The organism is Microbispora sp. NPDC046973 (assembly GCF_040644495.1).
Lineage (GTDB): Bacteria > Actinomycetota > Actinomycetes > Streptosporangiales > Streptosporangiaceae > Microbispora.
In genome coordinates this window covers 33140-53623 of the sequence record NZ_JBEYWQ010000005.1, presented here as the reverse complement: position 1 = coordinate 53623, position 20484 = coordinate 33140, and the positions used below count along the sequence as shown (strand labels likewise).

Annotated in this window: 21 protein-coding genes and 2 tRNA genes; 11 read left to right on the top strand and 12 right to left on the bottom strand. The window is 72.8% G+C overall.

The window, feature by feature from the left end; translation table 11 throughout:
• Positions 1-3: 3 nt before the first annotated feature.
• Complete coding sequence (gene dusB / locus ABZ860_RS12565) at positions 4-1116, bottom strand: tRNA dihydrouridine synthase DusB (RefSeq protein WP_357218951.1); 1113 nt, start codon at positions 1114-1116, stop codon at positions 4-6.
• A 102-nt stretch (positions 1117-1218) separates the two neighbouring features.
• On the opposite strand from dusB, the gene ABZ860_RS12560 reads away from it, so the two are divergent.
• The 5 genes from ABZ860_RS12560 (at position 1219) to ABZ860_RS12540 (ending at position 4381) form a co-directional block, all read left to right on the top strand.
• On the top strand, positions 1219-1881 hold the full coding sequence (locus ABZ860_RS12560) for an ACT domain-containing protein (RefSeq protein ID WP_357218948.1): 663 nt from the start codon (positions 1219-1221) through the stop codon (positions 1879-1881).
• 54 nt (positions 1882-1935) lie between these two features.
• Positions 1936-2007: transfer RNA gene (locus ABZ860_RS12555), tRNA-Gly, on the top strand.
• Positions 2008-2037: 30 nt separating this feature from the next.
• Positions 2038-2108: transfer RNA gene (locus tag ABZ860_RS12550), tRNA-Cys, on the top strand.
• Positions 2109-2294: 186 nt separating this feature from the next.
• Positions 2295-3482, top strand: coding sequence for a serine hydrolase domain-containing protein (locus ABZ860_RS12545; RefSeq protein WP_357218945.1), 1188 nt, complete (start codon positions 2295-2297; stop codon positions 3480-3482).
• 191 nt (positions 3483-3673) lie between these two features.
• Entirely contained in the window at positions 3674-4381 is a 708-nt protein-coding gene (locus tag ABZ860_RS12540; RefSeq protein WP_357218942.1) for a hypothetical protein, read from the top strand.
• Between the two features lie 118 nt (positions 4382-4499).
• On the opposite strand, the gene ABZ860_RS12535 is transcribed toward ABZ860_RS12540, so the two are convergent.
• The 5 genes from ABZ860_RS12535 to ABZ860_RS12515 all read right to left on the bottom strand — a co-directional run bounded on the left by ABZ860_RS12535 (position 4500) and on the right by ABZ860_RS12515 (position 8663).
• On the bottom strand, positions 4500-5264 hold the full coding sequence (locus ABZ860_RS12535; protein ID WP_357218939.1) for a phosphatase PAP2 family protein: 765 nt from the start codon (positions 5262-5264) through the stop codon (positions 4500-4502).
• Positions 5248-6021 carry a phosphatase PAP2 family protein gene (locus ABZ860_RS12530; RefSeq protein ID WP_357218936.1) on the bottom strand — a complete coding sequence of 258 codons (774 nt, stop codon included), beginning with the start codon at positions 6019-6021 and terminating at the stop codon, positions 5248-5250. The genes ABZ860_RS12535 and ABZ860_RS12530 overlap by 17 nt, the downstream gene beginning before the upstream one ends.
• On the bottom strand, positions 6018-7016 hold the full coding sequence (locus ABZ860_RS12525) for a YihY/virulence factor BrkB family protein (RefSeq protein WP_357218933.1): 999 nt from the start codon (positions 7014-7016) through the stop codon (positions 6018-6020). The genes ABZ860_RS12530 and ABZ860_RS12525 overlap by 4 nt, the downstream gene beginning before the upstream one ends.
• A gap of 217 nt (positions 7017-7233) precedes the next feature.
• Positions 7234-7956, bottom strand: a complete 723-nt coding sequence (locus ABZ860_RS12520; protein ID WP_357218931.1) for a hypothetical protein — start codon at positions 7954-7956, stop codon at positions 7234-7236.
• A 164-nt stretch (positions 7957-8120) separates the two neighbouring features.
• Positions 8121-8663, bottom strand: a complete 543-nt coding sequence (locus ABZ860_RS12515) for a helix-turn-helix domain-containing protein (protein WP_357218929.1) — start codon at positions 8661-8663, stop codon at positions 8121-8123.
• Between the two features lie 87 nt (positions 8664-8750).
• On the opposite strand from ABZ860_RS12515, the gene ABZ860_RS12510 reads away from it, so the two are divergent.
• Positions 8751-9671: a TIGR03564 family F420-dependent LLM class oxidoreductase gene (locus ABZ860_RS12510; protein WP_357218926.1), complete on the top strand. Its 921-nt coding sequence runs from the start codon at positions 8751-8753 to the stop codon at positions 9669-9671.
• On the opposite strand, the gene ABZ860_RS12505 is transcribed toward ABZ860_RS12510, so the two are convergent.
• Positions 9665-10057, bottom strand: a complete 393-nt coding sequence (locus tag ABZ860_RS12505; protein WP_357218923.1) for a VOC family protein — start codon at positions 10055-10057, stop codon at positions 9665-9667. The two genes, ABZ860_RS12510 and ABZ860_RS12505, sit on opposite strands and share 7 nt — an antisense overlap.
• Before the next feature lie 50 nt (positions 10058-10107).
• Between ABZ860_RS12505 and ABZ860_RS12500 the strand changes: the two genes are divergently transcribed.
• The gene (locus ABZ860_RS12500; protein WP_357218920.1) at positions 10108-10566 is read left to right on the top strand and encodes a MarR family winged helix-turn-helix transcriptional regulator; all 459 of its coding nucleotides are present in this window, start codon (positions 10108-10110) and stop codon (positions 10564-10566) included.
• A 54-nt stretch (positions 10567-10620) separates the two neighbouring features.
• Here the strand turns inward: ABZ860_RS12500 and pgeF are convergent, their stop codons facing one another.
• On the bottom strand, positions 10621-11310 hold the full coding sequence (gene pgeF, locus ABZ860_RS12495; protein WP_357219657.1) for a peptidoglycan editing factor PgeF: 690 nt from the start codon (positions 11308-11310) through the stop codon (positions 10621-10623).
• Between the two features lie 58 nt (positions 11311-11368).
• On the opposite strand from pgeF, the gene ABZ860_RS12490 reads away from it, so the two are divergent.
• Positions 11369-12409 carry an alcohol dehydrogenase catalytic domain-containing protein gene (locus tag ABZ860_RS12490; RefSeq protein WP_357218917.1) on the top strand — a complete coding sequence of 347 codons (1041 nt, stop codon included), beginning with the start codon at positions 11369-11371 and terminating at the stop codon, positions 12407-12409.
• Here the strand turns inward: ABZ860_RS12490 and glgA are convergent.
• Complete coding sequence (gene glgA / locus ABZ860_RS12485; RefSeq protein WP_357218914.1) at positions 12393-13577, bottom strand: glycogen synthase; 1185 nt, start codon at positions 13575-13577, stop codon at positions 12393-12395. The genes ABZ860_RS12490 and glgA overlap by 17 nt on opposite strands.
• 4 nt (positions 13578-13581) lie before the next feature.
• On the opposite strand from glgA, the gene glgC reads away from it, so the two are divergent.
• Complete coding sequence (gene glgC / locus ABZ860_RS12480; protein ID WP_357218911.1) at positions 13582-14889, top strand: glucose-1-phosphate adenylyltransferase; 1308 nt, start codon at positions 13582-13584, stop codon at positions 14887-14889.
• 20 nt (positions 14890-14909) lie between these two features.
• Here glgC and ABZ860_RS12475 read toward each other — a convergent pair whose 3' ends face one another.
• Together ABZ860_RS12475 and ABZ860_RS12470 are read right to left on the bottom strand one after the other, a co-directional pair.
• On the bottom strand, positions 14910-15395 hold the full coding sequence (locus tag ABZ860_RS12475; RefSeq protein ID WP_357218908.1) for a hypothetical protein: 486 nt from the start codon (positions 15393-15395) through the stop codon (positions 14910-14912).
• A 149-nt stretch (positions 15396-15544) separates the two neighbouring features.
• Positions 15545-16333 carry an enoyl-CoA hydratase-related protein gene (locus tag ABZ860_RS12470; protein ID WP_357218905.1) on the bottom strand — a complete coding sequence of 263 codons (789 nt, stop codon included), beginning with the start codon at positions 16331-16333 and terminating at the stop codon, positions 15545-15547.
• A gap of 90 nt (positions 16334-16423) precedes the next feature.
• Here ABZ860_RS12470 and ABZ860_RS12465 point away from each other — a divergent pair, with 90 nt between their 5' ends.
• Complete coding sequence (locus tag ABZ860_RS12465) at positions 16424-17662, top strand: DUF5685 family protein (protein WP_357218902.1); 1239 nt, start codon at positions 16424-16426, stop codon at positions 17660-17662.
• 70 nt (positions 17663-17732) lie between these two features.
• Here ABZ860_RS12465 and ABZ860_RS12460 read toward each other — a convergent pair whose 3' ends face one another.
• Complete coding sequence (locus tag ABZ860_RS12460) at positions 17733-18773, bottom strand: P1 family peptidase (protein ID WP_357218899.1); 1041 nt, start codon at positions 18771-18773, stop codon at positions 17733-17735.
• 93 nt (positions 18774-18866) lie between these two features.
• Between ABZ860_RS12460 and ABZ860_RS12455 the strand changes: the two genes are divergently transcribed.
• On the top strand, positions 18867-20444 hold the full coding sequence (locus tag ABZ860_RS12455) for a hypothetical protein (RefSeq protein WP_357218897.1): 1578 nt from the start codon (positions 18867-18869) through the stop codon (positions 20442-20444).
• Positions 20445-20484: the final 40 nt, after the last annotated feature.

Here is a 20484-nt window from a genome sequence, read left to right as displayed (position 1 = left end):
GGCTCAGCCGCCGGAGGTGGGGTCCTCGGCCCCGGCGCCGGGGATCGTCATGTCGTCGGGGTCGTCGAGCCAGCCGTGCGGCAGCGACACCTTCGACCTCTCGCCGCTCTTGCCCCGCGGGCCGTCGGCCTCGTCCGGCCAGGGCTGGTCCGCGTCGAGCTCGGCCACCCGCTCGGCCATCTCCGACAGCCGGGTGACCGACGTGAGGGCGCGGCGGGTCTCGGCTCCGACGACGAAGCCCTTGAGATACCAGCCGACGTGCTTGCGGAAGTCGGCGAGCCCGTGCGGCTCGCTGCCGATGACCTCGCAGAGCAGCTCGGCATGGCGCAGCATCATCGCGCCGACCTCCCCCAGGCGGGGCCGGACGCGCTCCGCCGAGCCCCGGAAGGCCAGGTCGAGGTCGCGGAACAGCCACGGCCGCCCCAGGCAGCCCCGTCCGATCACCACTCCGTCGCAGCCGGTCTCCGCCACCATGCGCAGCGCGTCGTCGGCGCTCCAGATGTCGCCGTTGCCGAGCACCGGGATCTCCGGCACCGCGTCCTTCAGCCGCTTGATCGCGTCCCAGTGCGCGGTGCCGCCGTAGTGCTGGCGGGCCGTGCGGGCGTGCAGGGCGACGGCGGCGAGGCCCTCCTCCACGGCGATGCGTCCCGCCTCGACGTAGGTCAGGTGGTCCTCGTCGATGCCCATGCGCATCTTCATCGTGACCGGCAGCGGCCCGGCGCCGGTCACCGCCTCGCGCAGGATGGCGCGCAGCAGGTTGCGCTTGTACGGCAGGGCCGACCCGCCGCCCCTGCGGGTGACCTTGGGCACCGGGCAGCCGAAGTTCAGGTCGATGTGGTCGGCCAGGTCCTCCTCGGCGATCATCCGCGCGGCCTTGCCGATGACGGCCGGATCGACGCCGTACAACTGGATGCTCCGGGGGGACTCGTCCGCGCCGAACCGGATCATCTGGAACGTCAGCGGCACCCGCTCGACCAGCGCCCGCGAGGTGATCATCTCGGAGACGAACAGGCCGCCGCCCTGCTCCCGGCACAGCGTGCGGAAACCGATGTTCGTGATGCCCGCCATGGGAGCGAGCACCACCGGGGGCCAGACCTCGAGCGCGCCGACTTTCACCCGTTCATTCTCCCCGCTGCCGGCGGTGAGCCGTACAAGATCATGGACGCGAGGCTTTTGCCCCGGTTAATCTGACCTGGACCAACGGTGGGGGAGGTCGTCATGCTGCTGCGGCTGAGAATCGCCTTGCCCGATCGTCCGGGCTCGCTGAGCCAGGTCACCGGGATCCTCGGGTCCGCGGGCGCCGACATCACGCAGGTGACGGTGCTCGACCGGGGTGACGGCCGCGCCCTCGACGACTTCACCGTCTACTGGCCCGACGCCGTCCCCCGCGAGGACCTCGTACGGGCCCTGGAAGGCGTGGACGAGATCAGGATCGAGGGCATCTGGGGCACCAGGGAGGCGCCCGGCACCTATCCCGAGCTGGAGATCCTGAAGTTCCTCACCACGGCGGGCGACCGCGCGCTCGGCACGCTGATCGACTCCATGCCGGTGCTGTTCAGCGCCGACTGGGCGGCGGCCACGACCGAGAAGGACCCGCGCGTGACCGTGTACGCGAGCTGGCGGGCGCCCGAGGACATCCCGTTCCCCGAGGAGACCCCGCCCCGGCCGACGGCCTCCACGCTGCCGTCCGGCCTGCACGTGATCGTCGCGCCGCTGCCGCCGCTGGCGCTGTCGCTGATGCTGGCCAGGGCGGAGGGGCCGGACTTCCACCGCAACGAGGTGCACCGGTTCACGCGGATCCTGGAGATCTTCCTGACCCTGCCCGCGATCGAGCGGGGGGCCGACCGCGCGTTCCGCAAACCGAGCGCCCGGCCTTTCTGAGTACACACCGCAGCCGAAAACCCGGTACAGTAGCCACGTCGCCGCAAGGCGGACGCGGAAGTGGCTCAGTGGTAGAGCATCACCTTGCCAAGGTGAGGGTCGCGGGTTCGAATCCCGTCTTCCGCTCCGAGAGGTCACGACTGCGGGCCTCGCTCTGGTGGAGTGGCCGAGAGGCGAGGCAGCGGCCTGCAAAGCCGCGTACACGGGTTCAAATCCCGTCTCCACCTCTGTTTTCCCGATCCGGTTCCGGATGCCGATGCCGTGCGTCATGCGACGCACGGCATCTCTTTTTCCACCATCGTCGCCCCCGATCGATGGTGCTCGGCTGCCGCTTCCCGGGGGGTCTGGCACCACCACGGACAGGCATGCCTGCACTCTCGATGCGGCACGCGCTCCCCAGCAGGATCGTCGCCATGACCGATCACGACATGACCGATCACACGACCGACCGCGTCCGTTCCCGCCGCCGGCTCCTCCTGCCGGCCGCCGTACTCGCCCTGACGAGCGGCCTCGCCGCCACCCCGAGTGCGGCGCAGGCCGAGACGGCCACGCAAGCCGCCCCGGCATCGGATGCCGTGCAGAAGTCGCTGGACGCCCTGGTCCGCGCGGACGGGTTCCCCGCCGCGCTGGCCTCCGTACGGGGCCGGGACGGGCGCGTGCGCGACTACACCGCCGGGGTGGCGGACCTGCGGACCGGGGCGAAGGTGCCGGTGGACGGCTACGTCCGCATCGGCAGCAACACCAAGACCTTCACCGCCGTCGTCGTGCTGCAGCTCGCCGGCGAGGGAAAGGTGAGGCTCGACGAGCCGATCGAGACCTACCTGCCGGCGCTCGTGCGCGGCAGGGGCGGCGACGGCCGCCGCATCACCGTGCGGCAGCTCCTCCAGCACACCACCGGCCTGCCCGACTACACCGCCTTCCTCGCCCAGGGCGCGCTCCGCTACCGGCACACGTACCTGCAGCCGCGCGAGCTGCTCGACATGGCCCTGAAGGAGAAGTCCCACTTCAGCCCCGGTACGAAGTGGGAGTACAGCAACACCAACTACCTGGTCGCCGGGCTGTTGATCGAGAAGGTCACCCGCAGGCCGCTGATCGAGGAGATCACCGACCGGGTCGTCAGGCGGATCGGCCTGCGCCACACCTACTTCCCCAACGTCGGCGACCAGGGCGTCCGCGCGCCGCACCCGAAGGGCTACCACCGCGACGACCCGGGCACGCCGCTCACCGACGTCACCGAGTGGGACCCGTCGCAGGCGTGGTCCGCCGGAGCCATGATCTCCACGCCGAGCGACCTCAACCGCTTCTTCACCGCCCTGCTGGGCGGCGAGCTGCTCGAACCCGAGCAGCTCGCGCAGATGCGGACCACCGTGAAGGCGGACGGCCTCGGCAAGGGCGCGCGGTACGGCCTCGGCCTCGTCAGCACCCCGTTGAGCTGCGGCGGCCTCGCCTGGGGCCACGGCGGCGACATCTTCGGCTACCACACCGGCAACGCCGTCGCCGAGGACGGGCGGGCCGCCGCCGTCGCCGTCACCCGGCTGCCCGAGAGTCTCGAGACGCTCGGCCGCGTCGAGAAGGTCGTCGACACCGCGCTCTGCTCCTGATCCGTGCCCGTGTTCACGCCGGGCGCCGGGGACGGCCTCCGTGGCCGCCACTGGCGGGTTCCGGCATGCGACGGACAAGTCGAGGTAAGAGTTCTTCTCAACGTCCGATAGCGGGCGCACACTGAAAGGGACACAACAGGCGATTCAGCGTGGAGTAGCTCGTGCACGGTCAGATGCCTCCAGCGATGCCCATGCTCTCTCGTGGCAAGCATCGCAATCCCAGCAAGGGCGCCTGCTTCATGGAGTTCGCGTCCTACCTCGCAGGTGAGCGGTGGAGCGACCATCCGTCGTGCACACATCCGCTGCTCGCCGGGCTCGCCCGCCTCGTCAACGACCACACCTCCGACGCCGCCCGGCCTCACCTGGCCGAGCTGATCCCGTCGGTCATCGGGCTGACGGGCGACGATCCGCGCCTCGACGCGCGGATCGCCCTGTGCGCGGCCAGGGCCGCGCTGCCGGTCGTCGCGCACGAGCGCCAGCTCGCGATGGCGGTCTCGATCCTGTCGGCCGAGCACGTGCTCGCCGAGCTGGAGGGCCGCTCCGCCGGCGACCTGGACGAGCGCAGCAGGGAGGCGCTGGCCCAGGTGCCGGACGCCACCCGCTGGGCCTACACCTTCGGGCGCGGCGTGCGGGTCTCGCCCAAGGGCTTCCGCAGGTATGCCGCGCCGAACACGGTGCAGCTCGCGGTGCGGGGCATCGCTCAGGCGTGCGTGCCCGACCCCGATCCGCTGCTGCGCGACCTGCTGGCCGACGCGATCGACGAGTGCTGGGCCCTGCTGCGACCCGGCGCCGGGACCGCGGCCGGATCCGCCGCGGGGACCGCCGCCGAGTCCGCCCCCGCCGCGGTCGATCCCGCACGGTGGGCGGACGCCTGCCGTCTCACCGGCGTGTCGGCCTGACCGCCCCGGCGGATCACCCCGGCCACCGGCTCGCCGCTGAGCCGGTGGCCGAGATCCGGTGGCCGTGATCTGCCAGCCGAGATCCGGTGGCCGATGACGCGGTGGCCGTGTGAGCCGGTCAGGTCAGCGCGGCCCCGCGTACGGCCCGCTTCGGCGCGGCGCGCCGCGACGCCGTGATCGGGCGCAGCAGCAGGGCCTGGGCGAGCACGACCACGCAGAAGATCCCGAGCACGTAGCCCCAGCTCACGTCCGTCAGGTGGTGCATGCCCCGATAGAGCCTGGACAGGCCGACCGCCAGAGCCGCTCCCGCGCCGAGCAGCCACCACAGCGCGTTCAGGATCGTGTGGCGGTGCGTGTGCAGGGTCAGCACGAGCGCGGTGCCGCAATAGAACGCCACGGCCGCGCTGGTGTGCCCGGACGGATAGCTGGACGTGGGCGGGGCGGGGTCGAGGTGCGGCACGTGCGGGCGGGCCCGCTGCGCGAACACGGTCGCCAGCAGGAAGATCGCCGACTGGGCGCAGACGGCGGCCACCAGGAAGACCGACTCGCGCCACCGCCGGTAGACGAGGCGGAAGAGGATCGCCATGATCGTCGTCACCACGATGATCACGGGAGTGTCGGACAGCATCGAGCCGTAGTGGGTCACCTCGTTCCAGAACGGCGTGCGCTCCTGGGCGATCTCGCGGCTGACCGCCTCGTCCTGCGCGACGAGCGTCGAGTGCTCCAGGACCTTCGTGAGCAGCAGGCCGAGCCCGAGGGTCACCAGGGCCATGAGCGCGAGCGGGAGCAGGACCCGCCGCGCCGTCTCCGCGGCCACGCGCCCGGTGGGCACCGAGGACGACCGGGCGCTCCGGTCCGTGCCACGTTTACGAACGGCGTCCAATTCGTCCTCCTTGGGGGGTGATCTCCTTCTTCGTCTCGGGCCCGACGCCCTCGCGTAACGGCTGGGCGGGGCGACGGCCCACGTCGCGGCGGCGCCAGGTCTCGAAGGCGGCGGCCGTGGCGGCCACCACCGCCACGCCGAACACCAGCCCGGCCACCACGTCGCTGAACCAGTGGACGCCGAGCGCGATCCGGCTGAAGCCGACCGCCAGCGGGATCAGCACGGCGAGCGTCCAGGCGAGCACCCGCCCGCGCTCCCGTACGAGCGGCAGGACGAGCAGCAGCAGGATTCCGGCCCCGAGCGTGGCGTTGACCGTGTGTCCCGAGGGGAACGACGCGCCGGGGGCGATGGCGACGGGGTCGGGCAGGCTGGGCCGGGCCCGCGCGACGATGACCTTCAGGGCGAGGCCGAGCAGGCCGCCGACCGTGATCGTGGTGGCCGCCCACAGGGCCAGGTGGTAGGCGCGGCGCCAGACCAGCCAGGCGACCGCGGCGCCGACCGCGATCCGCCAGGTCAGCGGCGCGAAGACATCGCTGATCAGCTGCATCAGCCGGGCGAACCCGGGGTTGCCGATCGCGTAGGCGTGCAGGTCCCACGCCGCGCCCTCGTCGATCTCGGTCAGCGGGCTGAAGGAGGTCTTGACGAAGACCATCAGCACCGTGAAGGGCACCACGATCAGCGCCAGCGCCGCCGTCGCCACCGTCAGCCGCAGGCCCAGTCCGTGCTCGGGGTCGAGCCGCCTGCGCCACCAGCTCATCGGCGGCTCCCGACCGGCTGCCGCTCCCGGGGTGCGGCCGGGGCGGGGCCGGGGTCGGGGTCGGCCGGCTCTCCGCGGCCGGCGCGGCAGGCCTCCAGTTGCGCCGAGAAGGACAGGCCGAGGAAGAGCGCCATCGAGCTGAGGAACGACCACAGCAGCAGCGCCATCACCGCCGTGAGCGGGCCGTACGTCGCGCCGAAGGTGTGGCTGCTCGCGGTGTAGAGCGCGAGCAGCCAGGTGAACAGCGTCCACAGCAGCACCGCGACCGTGGCCCCGACCGCGAGCCAGGTGTGGCCGGGCTGCTTGCGCCGGGGCGAGGAGCGGAACAGCACCGAGATCGACAGGACGGCGAGCAGGAACCCGATCGGCCAGCGCAGCCAGCCCCACATCCGCTGGGTCGTGTCGCTCCAGCCGTAGACGTGGGCCGCGGCCTCGCCGACCGCGCCGCCGCCGACCAGGATGACGAAGCCGACGCTCATGAAAAGGCCCGCCGTGACGGCCATCAGCAGCGCCCTGCCGTACTTGGCCGCGAAGGGGCGGTCGCGCTCGATGCCGTAGATGCGGTTGGCCCCGCGTTCGAACTGGCCCATGGCGGTGGTCAGCGACACCAGCGCGGTCAGCAGACCGAGCCACAGGGCCAGCTTGCCCCCCGCGCCGGAGGCGTGGTGGCTCTGGTCGAGCGTCTCCTGGATGACCTGCGAGCCCGCGCCGGGGGTCAGCCGCCGCAGGGTGAGCTCGAGGAGCCGGCCGAGGTGTTCCTGGTGCAGCACCGAGCTCAAACCCACGACGGCGATCGCTCCCGGGATGATCGCGAGGCAGGTCTGGAACGCCAAGGCGCGGGCGTTGCTCGTGCCGTCGCCGTATCTGAACCGGACGTACGCGTCACGGACGAGGTGCCAGCCGCCGTACCGCCGTATGGCGGCGTAGGCGTCGTCGGCCGACAGTTCGTCGCCGCTCATACTCCTGGTCTCCGGCACCGGGGTCGCGGTTCCCATGTCAGTCCTCACATCGTCAGGTGGTGGAGACCGCCGGGGGCCGGGTCGCGGGCCGGCCTCCGGCGGTCCCCGCAGGCCCACCGACTACCCCGATCACGATGCTTGGAACGCCAGGACGAGCAGAAGATCCCTTGACCTGGGCGGCGGCTCTGCCGCTATGCGCCGGAGGACCGGCCCGACCGGGCCGGTCCTCCGTGTCGCCGTTGCGGGCCCGCCGTCACAGGACGGCGCAGCCCACGCGTACGGGAAGGCGGGGCGACCAGCGGCCGGACACGACGTCCTGGGCCTGCGCGTAGGCGTTGGCCGCCTTGCCGCCTCCGGAGCAGTCGAACACGCCGGTCTTCTTGCCGAAGCTGCCGCCGGCGTAGCCGCTGTGCGCGCTCGCGTTCACCGTGCCGCTCCAGTAGAGCCTGCCGGTGGTGTATCGGATGTAGAGCCTGACCTGGCCGAAGTTGTAGTGGTCGCCGTTGATCTTGAGGCGCGGGATGTCGTCGACCGAGGTGCTGGTGGAGGTGCCGTCGCCGTTGTCCACGGGCGGCACGGTGTAACGGCTGATCCACAGCCGCGCCGAGACCCTGCGGTCGGCCGCCTTGCCGTTGTCGGCCTTGGCCTGCGCGCGGACGGCGGGGGTGACGCAGACGTCGTCGCCGGTGAACGCCTCGCGCCAGACGTACCCGGTGACGCAGGTGTGCGGGCCGAACGGGCCGGAGGTCCAGCGTGAGGCCTTGGCGGCGTTGTCGGCGAGGGTCTGTGTGCGGGTCGCGGGCGTCACGCAGACGACGTCGCCGGAGCGGGCCTCGCGCCAGACGTAGCCCTCCAGGCAGGTGTTCGGGCCGAAGTCGCCGCCGGCGGAGGCCGGGCCGGCCATGAGCGTGACGGGGGCGGTGACGGCCAGACCGGCGATCGTGGCGGCGGCCAGACCGAGCAGGGTGCGCTTCATGAGAGTCTCCTGTGCTGCTGCGGGGTGAGGGTGCTGATCGGCGGTCCCGGTCCGGCCGTCGCCGCCGGGTCCGTGCACCTCATGGATAGGCCCGCTCGCCTGCACGTCCCTTGCCGCAGGCTTTCCGCAACCGGTGCAAGTCCCTCGCAAGGCGCTCGCAAAAATCATCTTCCAAACGAGGCCGCCCGTGTGCTGAGCCCGTCGAGGATGACGGTGGTCAGCGCGTCGTCGGCCCGGGCGCCGGGGCGGCACATGGCGACGCTGAGCAGCCCTACGACCTCGCGCGGCGTGATGTCGTCGCGTACGGCGCCCTCCCGCTGGGCTCCCGCGGCCAGGTCTTCGAGCATGGCGTCGAGGTCGCGTACGAGCGGGCCCAGCTCCGGATGGGCCTCCGCGCCGTCCGACAGCGATTTGGCCAGGGCCAGTGGCAGGCCGGCGCCGCATCGGACGCACGCCAGCAGCGCGTCCCACCGGCTCACCGAGCGGGCGGCATGGTCCCGCGCGGTCTCGAGCAGGGTCCGCAGCGCGCCGGCCGCGATCTCCTCCAGCAGCGCCCGCCGGTCCGGAAAGTGGCGGTAGAGCGTGCCCACGCCGACTCCGGCCGCCTGCGCGATCTCCTCCATCGAGGCCTCCGGACCCCGGGCCGTGAGCAGGTCGACGGCCGTGTCCACGATGAGCGCGCGGTTGCGCCGGGCGTCGGCTCGCATCAGATCTCCCCCAACCGGAATCCGAGATTCAGCTTATTGTAGAGTGCACAAGCGGAACCGGAATTTCCGCTTCACATTGGAGATGCGATGAAACTCGGAGTGCTCGCCGGAGGGGACGGCCTGGGCCTGGACGAGCTGGTGGGGCAGGTGCGCGAGGCGGCCGTGGCCGGCCTCGACAGCGCCTACTTCAGCCAGGTCCTGTCCTGGGACGCCGTGCAACTCGCAGCGCTCGCCGCCCGCGAGGTGTCCGGGATCTCCGTCGGCACGGCGGTGACCCAGACCTACCCGAGACATCCGCTGGCGCTCGCCGGGCAGGCCCTCACCGCCCAGGCGGCCAGCGGCAACCGCTTCACGCTCGGCATCGGGCCGAGCCACGGGCCGCTCATCGAGACGCACTTCGGCCTGTCGTACGAGCGACCGGCCCGGCACGTGCGCGAATACCTGTCCGCGCTGGTGCCGCTGCTGCGGGGCGAGCAGGTCGACTACCGCGGGGAGACGCTGACGGCCGCGGGGAGGGTCGAGGTGCCCGGCGCCGAGCCGCCGCAGGTCCTGCTGGCCGCCCTCGGGCCGGTCATGCTGCGCACGGCCGGCGAACTCGCCGACGGCGTGGTCACCGTCTGGACCGGCCCGGAGACGATCGCCGACCACGTGACGCCGACGGTCACCCGCGCCGCCACGGCCGCAGGACGGCCACGGCCGCGCGTCGTCGCCGGTGTGATCATGAGCGTGACCGCGGACCCCGAGGGCGTACGGCGGCGGATCGCGGAGTCCCTCGGGCCCGCGAGCGACCTGCCCAGCTACCGGGCGATCCTGGACCGCCAGGGCAGGTCTGGGGTGGAGGAGACGGTCGTGGCCGGGGACGAGTCGGCGGTCGAGCGCGCCGTGCGGGCCTATGCCGAGGCGGGCGCGACCGAACTCGTGGTGAGTCCCTTCGGAGACGCGCGCGAGCGGACGCGGACCCTCGGCCTCCTGGCCGCGCTGCGTGGGCGGGGCGGCGGCGCTCAGTAGGACTGGAGCTCCAGCAGGTTGCCGTCGGGGTCGCGCAGGTGGGCGGTGCGGCAGGTCGGCCCCCATTCGGGCCGGGCGCTCGGCGGCGCCACGAGCCGGCCTCCGTGGGCGGCCGCCACGGAGGCGGCACGGTCGACGTCGTCCACGGTCAGGACCAGCATCGTCCCGTCGCGGCCGTCGCCGAGGTCCACACCGGTGACCTTCGCGAGCATCTCGCGGTCGAGCAGAGCCAGCACCGCCTCCGCGTCCCGGTCCCAGTTGGCGTACGGCCCCGTCTCCGCGCCCTTGACGAGGTGCGCACCCGCCACCGCGGTGAGCAGGCCGTCGTAGAAGCGGAAACACTCGGCGAAACGGGAGGCGAGCACGCGGGGATAGAGAGCGTCCATGGAAATCCCTTGGTAGGAACCAACTATTGGTTGTGCCCTATCCTGCTCCCGTGACCGACGTGCCGCAACTCCCCCCGTCCCTGCTCGGGATCACCGCGTTCCTGCTGTCGAAGGTGGGCATCGCCGGGCGACGCCGCATGGGCGACCGGCTGCGCGGGCACGGCATCGGCCTGTGGGACATGGCCGTGCTGGCCGCGCTGCGCGACTTCGGCCCGGCGTCCCAGCGCCAGCTCGGCGCGCGGCTGGGCATCGACCCCAGCGACCTCGTGGCGGTGATGGACACGCTCGTGCCGCTCGGCCTCGTGGAACGCGAGCGCGACCCCGAGGACCGGCGGCGATACCGGGTCGCCCTCAGCCCCGCCGGCCGGGCCACGCTGGAGGCCGCCCTGCGCGAGGCGGACGAGGTGCGTGACGACCTGCTGGCCGCACTGGACGAGGACGAGCGGAAGACCCTGCACGCGCTGCTCCGGAAGGCGTACGCCGGGCTGGAGCCGCGGGCACGGGCCTGAGAGACCTCCGGCGGCCGTCCCCGTCCGGGCGCGGAATCGGGCGGCGGAGCGGCCTCAGGCGCCGGTGAGCCAGACGTAACCGGCGAAGCGCCCGGTGCGCTGCTCACGGCGGTAGGAGTAGAGGTCGGCCGTCTCGATCGTGCAGCGGTCGTCGTGCCGGACGTCGGCCACGCCGGCCCGGGCGAGCTGGGCCGCGATCCCGGCCCGGATGTCGAGCGCGGGCGTGCCGTGCCGGGTCTGCGCCCAGGTCTCGGGCACGCGGGCGGCGACGCGCTCGCGCAGGTCCTCCGGCACCTCGTAGCACAGCCCGCAGGCCGACGGCCCGATCACGGCCACCATCCGCTCCGGCCGTGCGCCCCGCGCGGCCATCGCCTCGACCAGGGCGGGGACCACGCCCGCCTCCGTGCCCGGCCGCCCCGAGTGCGCGCCGCCGACCAGGCCGGCCACCGGATCGGCCACCAGCACGGGCGCGCAGTCGGCGACCAGGACGGCCAGGCCGAGCCCGGGACGACCGGTGAACACGCCGTCCAGCGCGGGCGGGTCGTCCCCGAACGGCTCCTCCACGTGGGCGACGTCGGTCCCGTGGACCTGGCGCATGAAGACCACCCGGTCGAGCCCGAACTCCGCGGCCGTCTTCGCCCGGTTCTCGGCGACCGCCGCCGGGTCGTCCCCCACCGCCCCGCCGAGGTTGCGCGTGCCGTACGGCCCGGCGCTCACGCCGCCGTTCCTGTCGGTGAAGGCCATCCGCACCCGGTCGATCGCAATCACCCGATTAGCGTACGGCCTGGGAAAGGAGCGTGACATGCGCGCGGTTGTGTACGAGGAGTTCGGCGGGCGGGCCGAGGTGCGCGAGGTGGTGGACCCGGTGGCGCCGCCGGACGGCGTCGTGATCAGGGTCGAGGCGACCGGGGCGTGCCGCAGCGACTGGCACGGGTGGATGGGCCACGACGCGGACATCACGGTCCTGCCCCACGTGCCCGGGCACGAGCTGGCGGGTGTGGTCGACTCGGCCGGCCCGGAAGTGCGCCGCTGGCGGCCGGGCGACCGGGTGATGGTGCCGTTCATCTGCGCCTGCGGAAGCTGCCGCGAGTGCACGACCGGCAACCAGCAGGTGTGCGAGCGGCAGACCCAGCCCGGGTTCACCCACTGGGGATCGTTCGCCGAGCTGGTGGCGATCGACCACGCCGACGTGAACCTCGTGCGGCTGCCGGACGGCATGGCGTTCGCCACGGCGGCGAGCCTGGGCTGCCGCTTCGCCACCGCGTTCCGCGCCGTGGTCGAGCAGGGGCGGGTGCGGGCGGGCCAGTGGCTCGCCGTCCACGGCTGCGGCGGGGTCGGGCTGTCGGCCGTGATGATCGGCGCCGCCGTGGGGGCGCGGGTCGTCGCGGTGGACGTGTCGCCCGCCGCGCTCGACCTGGCCCGGCGGTTCGGCGCGGCCGAGTGCGTCCTGGCCGGCGAGGGCGACGCTCCCGAAGAGTCGGCCGCCAGGGTCAGAGCGGCGGCCGGCGGCGGCGCCGACGTCTCCCTCGACGCGCTGGGCGGCGCCGCCACCTGCGCCGCGTCGATCGGCAGCCTGCGCAGGCGGGGCCGCCACGTGCAGGTGGGCCTGCTTCCCGGGCAGACGGCCCTGCCGATGGGCCCGGTGATCGCGCACGAGCTGGAGATCGCGGGCAGCCACGGCATGGCCGCCCATGCCTATCCCCCGATGCTGGAGCTGATCGCGGCGGGCGTTCTCCGCCCCGACCTGCTGGTCACCCGCACCGTCGGCCTGGACGACGCGCCGGACGCGCTGACCCGGCCGGGCGCGCACCCGGGCGTCACCATGATCATCCCTGGCCGGTGAGCGACGCGTAGAGCTCGTGGGTGCGCTCGGCGATCCGCCGCCAGGAGAAGTGGTCGATCGCGCGCACGCGCCCGGCCTCGCCCATCGCGGCGGCCAGGCGCGGGTCCGCGAGCACCGTGTTCACCCGCTCGGCCAGCGCCGCGGCGAACGCCTCCGGGTCGTGCGGCTCGCCGTCCCGGCCCTGGTCGATCGGGACGAGCAGGCCCGTCTCGCCGTCGGCGACGACCTCGGGGATGCCTCCGGTCGCGGTCGCCACGACGGCGGTCTCGCACGCCATCGCCTCCAGGTTCACGATGCCCATCGGCTCGTACACCGAGGGGCACACGAACACGGTGGCGTGCGTGAGGATCTGGATCACCTCGGGCCTGGGCAGCATCTCGGAGATCCACACCACGCCCTTGCGGGAGGCCGACAGCTCGCGCACGAGCGCCGTGACCTCCTCGGCGATCTCCGGCGTGTCGGGCGCGCCCGCGCACAGCACGAGCTGCGCCGCCGGGTCGAACGACCGGGCCGCGTGGAGCAGGTGCACCAGGCCCTTCTGCCGGGTGATGCGGCCCACGAAGACGACGTACGGCACGGCCGGGTCGATGCCGTGCCTGACCAGGGCCTCGGTGCCCCGGGACGGCGCGTACTCCTCGGTGTCGATGCCGTTGTGGATCACCCGTACGCGCTCGGCGGGGACCTCCGGGTAGGCCGTGAGCACGTCGCGCCGCATGCCCTCGGACACGGCGATGACCGCGTCGGCCGCGTGGAGCGCGGTCCGCTCCGCCCACGACGAGAGCGTGTAGCCGCCGCCGAGCTGCTCGGCCTTCCACGGGCGCAGCGGCTCCAGGCTGTGCGTGGTCATCACGTGCGGCACGCCGTACAGCATCTTGGCGACGTGGCCGGCGAAGTTCGCGTACCAGGTGTGGCTGTGCACGACGTCGGCGCCCTCGCAGCCGGCCGCCATCTCGACGTCGACGCCGAGCACCTGCAGGGCCGCGTTCGCGCCGGACAGTCCCCCGGGGACCGGGTAGGCCCGCACGCCGGTCTCCTCGCGCGGGGCCCCGAAGCAGCGAACCCGCACGTCGGCCAGCCGGCGAAGCTCCCGCGCGAGGTACTCGACATGGACTCCGGCGCCGCCGTACACCTCGGGCGGATACTCACGGCTCAGCAGATCGACACGCATACGAGTGAGCTTAGAGTCCCCGATCCGCACTGTTTGCCGGTGTCCCTGGTGTTTGTTAGCCATTTCGCGGGTTAAGGTCCTGCCTATGAAGGTCCTGGCGATCGTGCTCGCGGGTGGAGAGGGCAAGCGGCTCATGCCGCTGACCGCGGACCGGGCCAAGCCCGCCGTGCCCTTCGGCGGCATCTACCGGCTCATCGACTTCGTTCTGTCGAATCTGGCGAACGCGCACTACTGGCAGATCGTGGTGCTGACGCAGTACAAGAACCACAGCCTGGACCGGCACATCTCCCGGACGTGGCGGCTGTCGTCGATGCTGGGCAACTACGTGACCCCGGTGCCCGCGCAGCAGCGGCTCGGGCCGCGCTGGTTCGCCGGATCGGCCGACGCGCTGTTCCAGAACCTCAACCTGATCTACGACGAGATGCCCGACCACGTGATCGTCTTCGGCGCGGACCACATCTACCGGATGGATCCCCGCCAGATGGTCGACCAGCACATCGACTCGGGCGCGGACGTGACCGTCGCCGCGATCCGCCAGCCCCTCGAACTGGCCGACCAGTTCGGGGTCATCGAGGCGGACCCCTCGGGCCGCCGGATCGTCGCGTTCCGCGAGAAGCCGAAGGACGCGGTGGGCCTGCCCGACGCGCCCGACCAGATCTTCGCCTCGATGGGCAACTACGTCTTCAAGACCCAGGCCCTCATCGAGGCCCTGCGCGAGGACGCCCTCGACCCCAGCAGCAAGCACGACCTCGGCGGCAACATCATTCCGATGTTCGTCAAGAGCGGCGGCGCCGAGGTGTACGACTTCGCGAACAACGTGGTGCCCGGCTCCACCGAGCGCGACCGCGGCTACTGGCGCGACGTGGGGACGCTCGACGCCTACTACGAGGCCAACATGGACCTCATCTCGGTGCAGCCGGTCTTCAATCTCTACAACGACCGGTGGCCGATCTACACCGGCAACGATCCGCTGCCGCCGGCCAAGTTCGTGCACAACGAGGGCGACCGGGTGGGGCATGCGCTGGAGTCGCTCGTGTCGCCCGGGGTCATCGTGTCGGGCGGCACCGCGCTGCGCTCGATCCTGTCCCCCGGCGTGGTGCTGCACTCGCACTCGCACGTCGAGGACTCGGTGCTGATGGGCTCGGTCAAGATCGGCAGGGGCGCGATCGTCCGCAAGGCCATCATCGACAAGAACGTGATCATCCCCGACGGCGCCCGGATCGGCTTCGACCCGGAGTACGACCGCCAGCGATTCGCGGTGACCCGCAGCGGGGTGGTCGTGATCGGGAAGAACGAGATCGTCGATCGCTGAGTCGGACCGCTCGGGGCGGCTCAGCGGCCGTTGATCCGCCACATGGGCTCGACCACGGTCCACTGGGCCTCCCACACCCGGCGGGCCCTGCGCTGGTTGACCAGGCGGGTGCAGGTCACCAGCAGCGCGAGGATCGCGGCGGCGGCCAGCGGGACCCCCGTGCCGACGGTCAGCGCGGCGACCACCGTGGTCTCCCGGTCCTGCGGCCGAGGCGTGATCATGCCTCTGTCGTCGGTCCAGATGCGCACGGTCTCGCCCGCGTGCCTGCTGGGCGAGACCTCTATGACACCGGCCCTCGCCGTGCCGTCGGGGGCCACCCAGGCGGCCTGGGCATGCCCGACCGCCGCTCCGGCCACCGACAGCCGGGGCGTCGTCACGTCACCCGACAGCGTGGCGACGACCTGATGCCGGCTGTGCGCCTGCTGGGCCTCGGTCCTCAGGCCGTTGCCGTACTCGCGCATGCCGAGCATCACGCCGAACACGACGGCGGCAACGACTCCCAGCACCGCGGCAAGCCGGACCACCGCTTCGACCCGGTCGCACCGGCGCCGAAGCGGATTCCTGTCAAGGCCCAGCCATCGGGCGAACCTGGCGAATAGATTCTGCGACATCTCACACCTCACAGGGTCATTACCACTGCGAGTCCCGTTTATGCCTATTTTGCATCCCAAGAGAATCCAGGGGAACGCCCCTCCCGATATGCCCGGACACCTTCGGCCATTTCGCCGCTCTCCCTGGCTTCCCGCTGCCAGGCGCGCACCTCGGCCTCCCCGGCCCGGCCGTCGATGATCTGCTTGGCGGCCGCCAGCGTCAGCCGGGACCTGCCGGCCATCGTGGCCGCCAGGCCGTAGACACGCTCGCGCAGGTCCTCCGGCGGGCAGACCTCGTCGACGAGACCGGTGCGCAGTGCGTGATCTGCGGTGATGAGCTCGGCCGAGAAGAGCAGGAGCTTCGCGGTGGCGGGCCCGGCGATCTCCACGAGCCGCCGCGTGGAGCTGAGCGGGTAGACGATCCCGAGCTTGGCCGGAGTGACGCCGAAGCGGGCCCCGGCCGCCGCGACGCGCAGATCGCAGGCGAGCGCGAGCTGGCATCCGCCGCCGACGCAGTATCCCTCGATCATCGAGATCACGGGTTTGGGAAAGGTCACGAGTGCGCGCTCCGCGACAACGGTAAGACCGGTGTCATCCTCGTTATCGCCAAGCTCATGAATTTCTGAAATATCAGCACCGGAGCAGAAAGTTCCGCCCGCTCCGGTAAGGATGAGGACGCGTACCTTCGGATCGGCGGCGAGATCCGCGAGGATGCCCGGCAGCGCCCGCCACATGGCGGCGGTCACGGCGTTGCGCTTGGCGGGGCGGTTGAGGGTGAGGGTGGCGACGTGCTCGTCGAGGGTCAGTTCGAACCCGTCGGTAACTTCCATCTCTCGATTCTCCAGGTCGCCCATCCGGCTGCTCCGGCAGGGTCCGGACGCGTGATGGCATAATCGCCGCGCAACGGGATGATCCCGTACGCATGACCCCCTAGGAGTCTCTGGGTGTTCGGGATCCTCCGGCCGTGTGCCCGCCACTCCTGCCCGTCCGTCCACGAGGCCTGGCGCGCGCACCTGTGCGGGCTCTGCCTGACGTTGCGGGACCGGCACGGACATCTGGCCCGCATGGCGACCAACTACGACGGCCTCATCCTGTCCGTCCTGACCGAGGCCCAGTCAGCGGCCCGATCAAAGGCCCAATCAGAGGCCCAATCAGAGGCAGGGGCCGCGTCGAACCGGCGGACCGCGGGGCCCTGCGCGCTGCGCGGCTTCCGGTCGGCGGAGGTGGTGCGGTCGGACGACCGGGGCGCCCGCCTGGCCGCCGTGGTCTCGCTGGCCCTCGCCTCGGGCAAGATCCGCGACCACGCGTCCGACGGCGACGGGATCGCGGCCCGGCGGGTGGCCGGCGTCCCGATGCGCGCCACGGCCGCCGCCTGGGCCTCGGCCGCCCGGCGCGGCGCGGAGTCGATCGGCTTCGACACGGCCGTCCTGACCGAGGTCTCCGCCCGTCAGGCGCTGCTCGAGGCGTCCCCCGGACGCGGTCTGCTCGACGTCACCGAGCCCACCGAGACCGCCGTGGCCGCGGCTTTCGCGCACACCGCCACGCTCGCGGGCCGTCCGGGCAACGCCGAGAGCCTGCGCGAGGCCGGCCGCTTCTTCGGCCGGATCGCGCACTTGATCGACGCGGTCGAGGACCTCGCCGAGGACCGGGCCCGCGGGGCGTACAACCCGCTGGACGCGACGGGCACCTCGCCCGCCGATGCCCGGCGCGTGTGTGAGGAGGCGCTGCACGGGCTGCGCCTGGCCGTACGCGACCTCGACCTGGAGGAGCGGCACCTGGTCGAGGCGCTGCTGTGCGGGGAAACCCGCCGCGCCGTCGACCGGGCGTTCGGGCCGCGCGCCCGCGGCGCCGCCTGCACGACGCGCCGTGCCCACTCCGAGGTAACCTCCCCCGCGCCGCCCGAGGGGCCGCCGGGGCCTCTCGGGGAGCCGCCGGCCGGGCCTCCGGGGCTCGGGCTCGCGGCGGCGGCCGGGGTGGCGGTCTTCCTGACCTGCGGGCTCTACCGCCCGCCGTGGAGCGAGCACCGGAACGCGCCGTGGACCGAGCGCTGCTTCTGCGACAGCTGCGACTGCCCCGACTGCTCGGGCTGCTGCGACTGTTGCGACTGCTGCTCGTCGTGCTCCGACTGCTGCTCGGGCGACGGCTGCTGCGGGGACGGCTGCTGCTGCGACTGCGGCTCGTGAGGCCGGGCCCCTGAGGCGCCCTGCCGTCGGCCCCTGGCACCGCTCCCCGGCGTTCAGGGCCCGGCGGCGCTCACCCGGGCGCGGGCCTGCCGTCCGCGCCCGGAAGCCGGTCGTAGGGGACCGCGTGGCTCGTGCGGCCGCGGAAACCCGTGGTGGTCGTCGCGGTGAACAGGGAGTTGAGCAGCGCCTCCTCGACCGCGTCCATGACCGCGGCGAAGACGGGGTTCAGCTCCTCGTCGGGCAGGAGCGGGAGCCGCGGCGGCGCCGTGGTGAAGGCGATCGCGTAGTCGCCGCTGCCGGTGGAGTACGACGCGCCCACCCGGCCCATCGCGAAGATCGCCCGGCGGGCGAGGCGGCCGAGCCGGCGCGCGTCGAGCGGCGCGTCGGTGGCCACCACGATCATGCAGGAGCCGCCGGCCTGCTCGTGACGTCCGGCCTCCGGGACGAGCTCGCCGGCCGGCATCGGGACGCCGCGGACGGTCAGCACGCCGCCGAAGTTGGCCTGGACGAGCACACCGACCGTGACCGGAAGCCCGTCCACCACCTGCCGCCGGGAGGAGGTGCCGATGCCCGCCTTGAACCCCAGGGCCGTCGTCCCGGTCCCCGCCCCCACGCATCCCTCCCCGGGCAGCCCGCCGGACGCTCCCTCCAGCGCGTCGAGGACGTGCCGCTCGGAGATGGGGCGGCGCCGGATGTCGGACAGGAAGCCGTCGTTGGTCTCGCCCACCAGGGGGTTGAAGGACAGTCCGTCCGGGCGGCGGTCCATCAGGTAGGTGAGCAGCGCGTCGGCGGCCCGGAACACCGACAGCGTGGCGGTCAGGACGACGGGTGACTCCAGGACGCCGAGTTCGTCCACCTGGGTCGAGCCGACCAGCTTGCCGTACCCGTTGCCGGCGTGGACGGCCGCGGGCAGCGCCCGCCGTCCGGCGACCAGCTGCCGGGGGACGACGGCGGTGACCCCGGTGTGGAGATCGGCGCCGTCGTCGATCGTGGTGTGGCCCACCAGGACCCCTTCGACGTCGGTGATCGCGTTCAACGGCCCGGTCGGCGACGCGCCGACGACGAGGCCCAGCGAGCGCGCCCGTACGCGCCGGTTCAGATGGTTGTCCATGACGTTCCTCTTGTCGGTGTCACGCTCTGCCCGATACGCGGGCCGGTCCGCCGGAGCGCCGGCCCCTTCGAAGATCGGCGATATCGTCGCCCCATGGGAAGATCGCGGCCCCCTTTCCGCCGGCTCACCCCCGCCGAGCGACGGCTCTGGGACGCCTACCCCTCCGGCGCCTGGGTCGACCTGCGCCAGGGCCGGGAGGCGGACTCCTCCTCCGCCGCCTCGGGGGGCTTGTGGGGCCGCTCCCGGATCGTCCGGGCGGAGGTGATCTCCGCCCTGGTGCTCGACCGGGGCACCGGCGGATCGGCCCGGGTGCCGGGCGTCCGGCTCGCCGGAGCCCGGATCGTCGGCGACCTCAACCTGTCCGACGCCACCATCGAGGCGAAGGTCCACCTGCTCGGCTGTCACATCGCCGGAACGGTCTCGTTCAACGACGCCAGGACCAGGGGCGTGCGGCTGCGGCGCTGCGACATCTTCCGCTTCCGGGCCAGCCGGGCCACGGTCGACGGGCTCCTCGACCTCGACGGATCGGTCGTCCATGCCGGGGTGCGCCTGGACAACGCCCACGTGACCGGGCAGCTCCGGCTCTCCGGCACGCGGCTGGGCACCCCCGGTGAGGCGCCGTACCGGGAACCGGGGGCGGCCCCATTGGGAGCGAGCTCCTGGAACGGGCCCGAGGGATCGGAGGAGCCGCGCACCTGGGAGTCGGTCGCGCTGTGGGCCGGCGGCCTCGTGGTGGACGGCAGCGCCTTCTTACGCGACATGCGGGCCACCGGCGGCCTGCGGCTGATCGGCGCCCGCTTCTCCAGCGGGCTCTACCTCCAGGGCGCCGTCGTCACCGCGGACGGCACCCCCGCAGTGCACGCCGACCACCTGCAGGCCGCCGCGGCCGAACTCGGCGCGGGTTTCACCGCCCACGGCACCGTACGGCTGCGCGGCGCGCGCATCGGCGGGGTCCTGTCGTTCCACCGGGCGGTGCTGCGGGCGCAGGGCCGGGCCCTGCACCTGAGCCACATGCAGGCGGACGAGCTCATCCTGCTGCCCGAGTCGATCGAGGGTGAGGTCAACCTCGGCTACTCCCGCTTCGGCGTGCTGTTCGACCGTCCCGAGAGCTACCCGGGCGACGTGCGGCTCAACGGGCTGACGTACGAGTCGCTGCGCGGGCCCGCGTCGCTGGCCGACCGGCTGTCCTGGCTGCGGCGCGACCCCGGAGGTTACCTCCCTCAGCCGTACGAGCAGCTGGCCGCCTACTGCCGGCGCATCGGGCACGAGCCGGACGCGCGCCGGGTGCTGCTGGCCAGGCAGCGGGCGCGGCGGCGGACGCTGCGGCTGCCCGGGCGGCTGTGGGGCCGGCTGCTCGACGGGCTCGTCGGGTACGGCTACCGGCCCTGGCTCGCCGGTCTGTGGGCCGCGCTGCTCCTCGCGACGGGCACGGCGATCTTCACCCAGTGGCCGCCGCACCAGATCGGGCTGGACGAGTCGCGCCACTTCAACGCCTTCGTCTACACGCTCGACCTGCTCGTGCCGGTGAGCGTGTTCGAGCAGCGGGGCGCCTGGGAGCCGGCCGGATGGACCCAGTGGCTGGCGAACGGCCTGATCGCCGCGGGCTGGATCCTCGCCACCGCGCTCATCGCCGGCGCGAGCAGGCTGCTGCGGCCGTCCAACGCCCCGTGACGCCGTCGCCGCTCCGACGACCTGGTTTGGGGGGCGGCTG

What these genes read in the sequence shown, in the direction of transcription:
- ABZ860_RS12545 (WP_357218945.1), top strand. Translation starts at nt 2,295, where the DNA reads ATGACCGATCACGACATGACCGATCACACGACCGACCGCGTCCGTTCC.
- ABZ860_RS12525 (WP_357218933.1), bottom strand. Translation starts at nt 7,016, where the DNA reads ATGGGAACCGCGACCCCGGTGCCGGAGACCAGGAGTATGAGCGGCGAC.
- ABZ860_RS12540 (WP_357218942.1), top strand. Translation starts at nt 3,674, where the DNA reads ATGCTCTCTCGTGGCAAGCATCGCAATCCCAGCAAGGGCGCCTGCTTC.
- ABZ860_RS12505 (WP_357218923.1), bottom strand. Translation starts at nt 10,057, where the DNA reads ATGGACGCTCTCTATCCCCGCGTGCTCGCCTCCCGTTTCGCCGAGTGT.
- ABZ860_RS12490 (WP_357218917.1), top strand. Translation starts at nt 11,369, where the DNA reads ATGCGCGCGGTTGTGTACGAGGAGTTCGGCGGGCGGGCCGAGGTGCGC.
- glgA (WP_357218914.1), bottom strand. Translation starts at nt 13,577, where the DNA reads ATGCGTGTCGATCTGCTGAGCCGTGAGTATCCGCCCGAGGTGTACGGC.
- ABZ860_RS12510 (WP_357218926.1), top strand. Translation starts at nt 8,751, where the DNA reads ATGAAACTCGGAGTGCTCGCCGGAGGGGACGGCCTGGGCCTGGACGAG.
- ABZ860_RS12530 (WP_357218936.1), bottom strand. Translation starts at nt 6,021, where the DNA reads ATGAGCTGGTGGCGCAGGCGGCTCGACCCCGAGCACGGACTGGGCCTG.
- ABZ860_RS12455 (WP_357218897.1), top strand. Translation starts at nt 18,867, where the DNA reads ATGGGAAGATCGCGGCCCCCTTTCCGCCGGCTCACCCCCGCCGAGCGA.
- ABZ860_RS12460 (WP_357218899.1), bottom strand. Translation starts at nt 18,773, where the DNA reads ATGGACAACCATCTGAACCGGCGCGTACGGGCGCGCTCGCTGGGCCTC.
- ABZ860_RS12560 (WP_357218948.1), top strand. Translation starts at nt 1,219, where the DNA reads ATGCTGCTGCGGCTGAGAATCGCCTTGCCCGATCGTCCGGGCTCGCTG.
- ABZ860_RS12515 (WP_357218929.1), bottom strand. Translation starts at nt 8,663, where the DNA reads ATGCGAGCCGACGCCCGGCGCAACCGCGCGCTCATCGTGGACACGGCC.
- ABZ860_RS12520 (WP_357218931.1), bottom strand. Translation starts at nt 7,956, where the DNA reads ATGAAGCGCACCCTGCTCGGTCTGGCCGCCGCCACGATCGCCGGTCTG.
- pgeF (WP_357219657.1), bottom strand. Translation starts at nt 11,310, where the DNA reads ATGGCCTTCACCGACAGGAACGGCGGCGTGAGCGCCGGGCCGTACGGC.
- ABZ860_RS12470 (WP_357218905.1), bottom strand. Translation starts at nt 16,333, where the DNA reads ATGGGCGACCTGGAGAATCGAGAGATGGAAGTTACCGACGGGTTCGAA.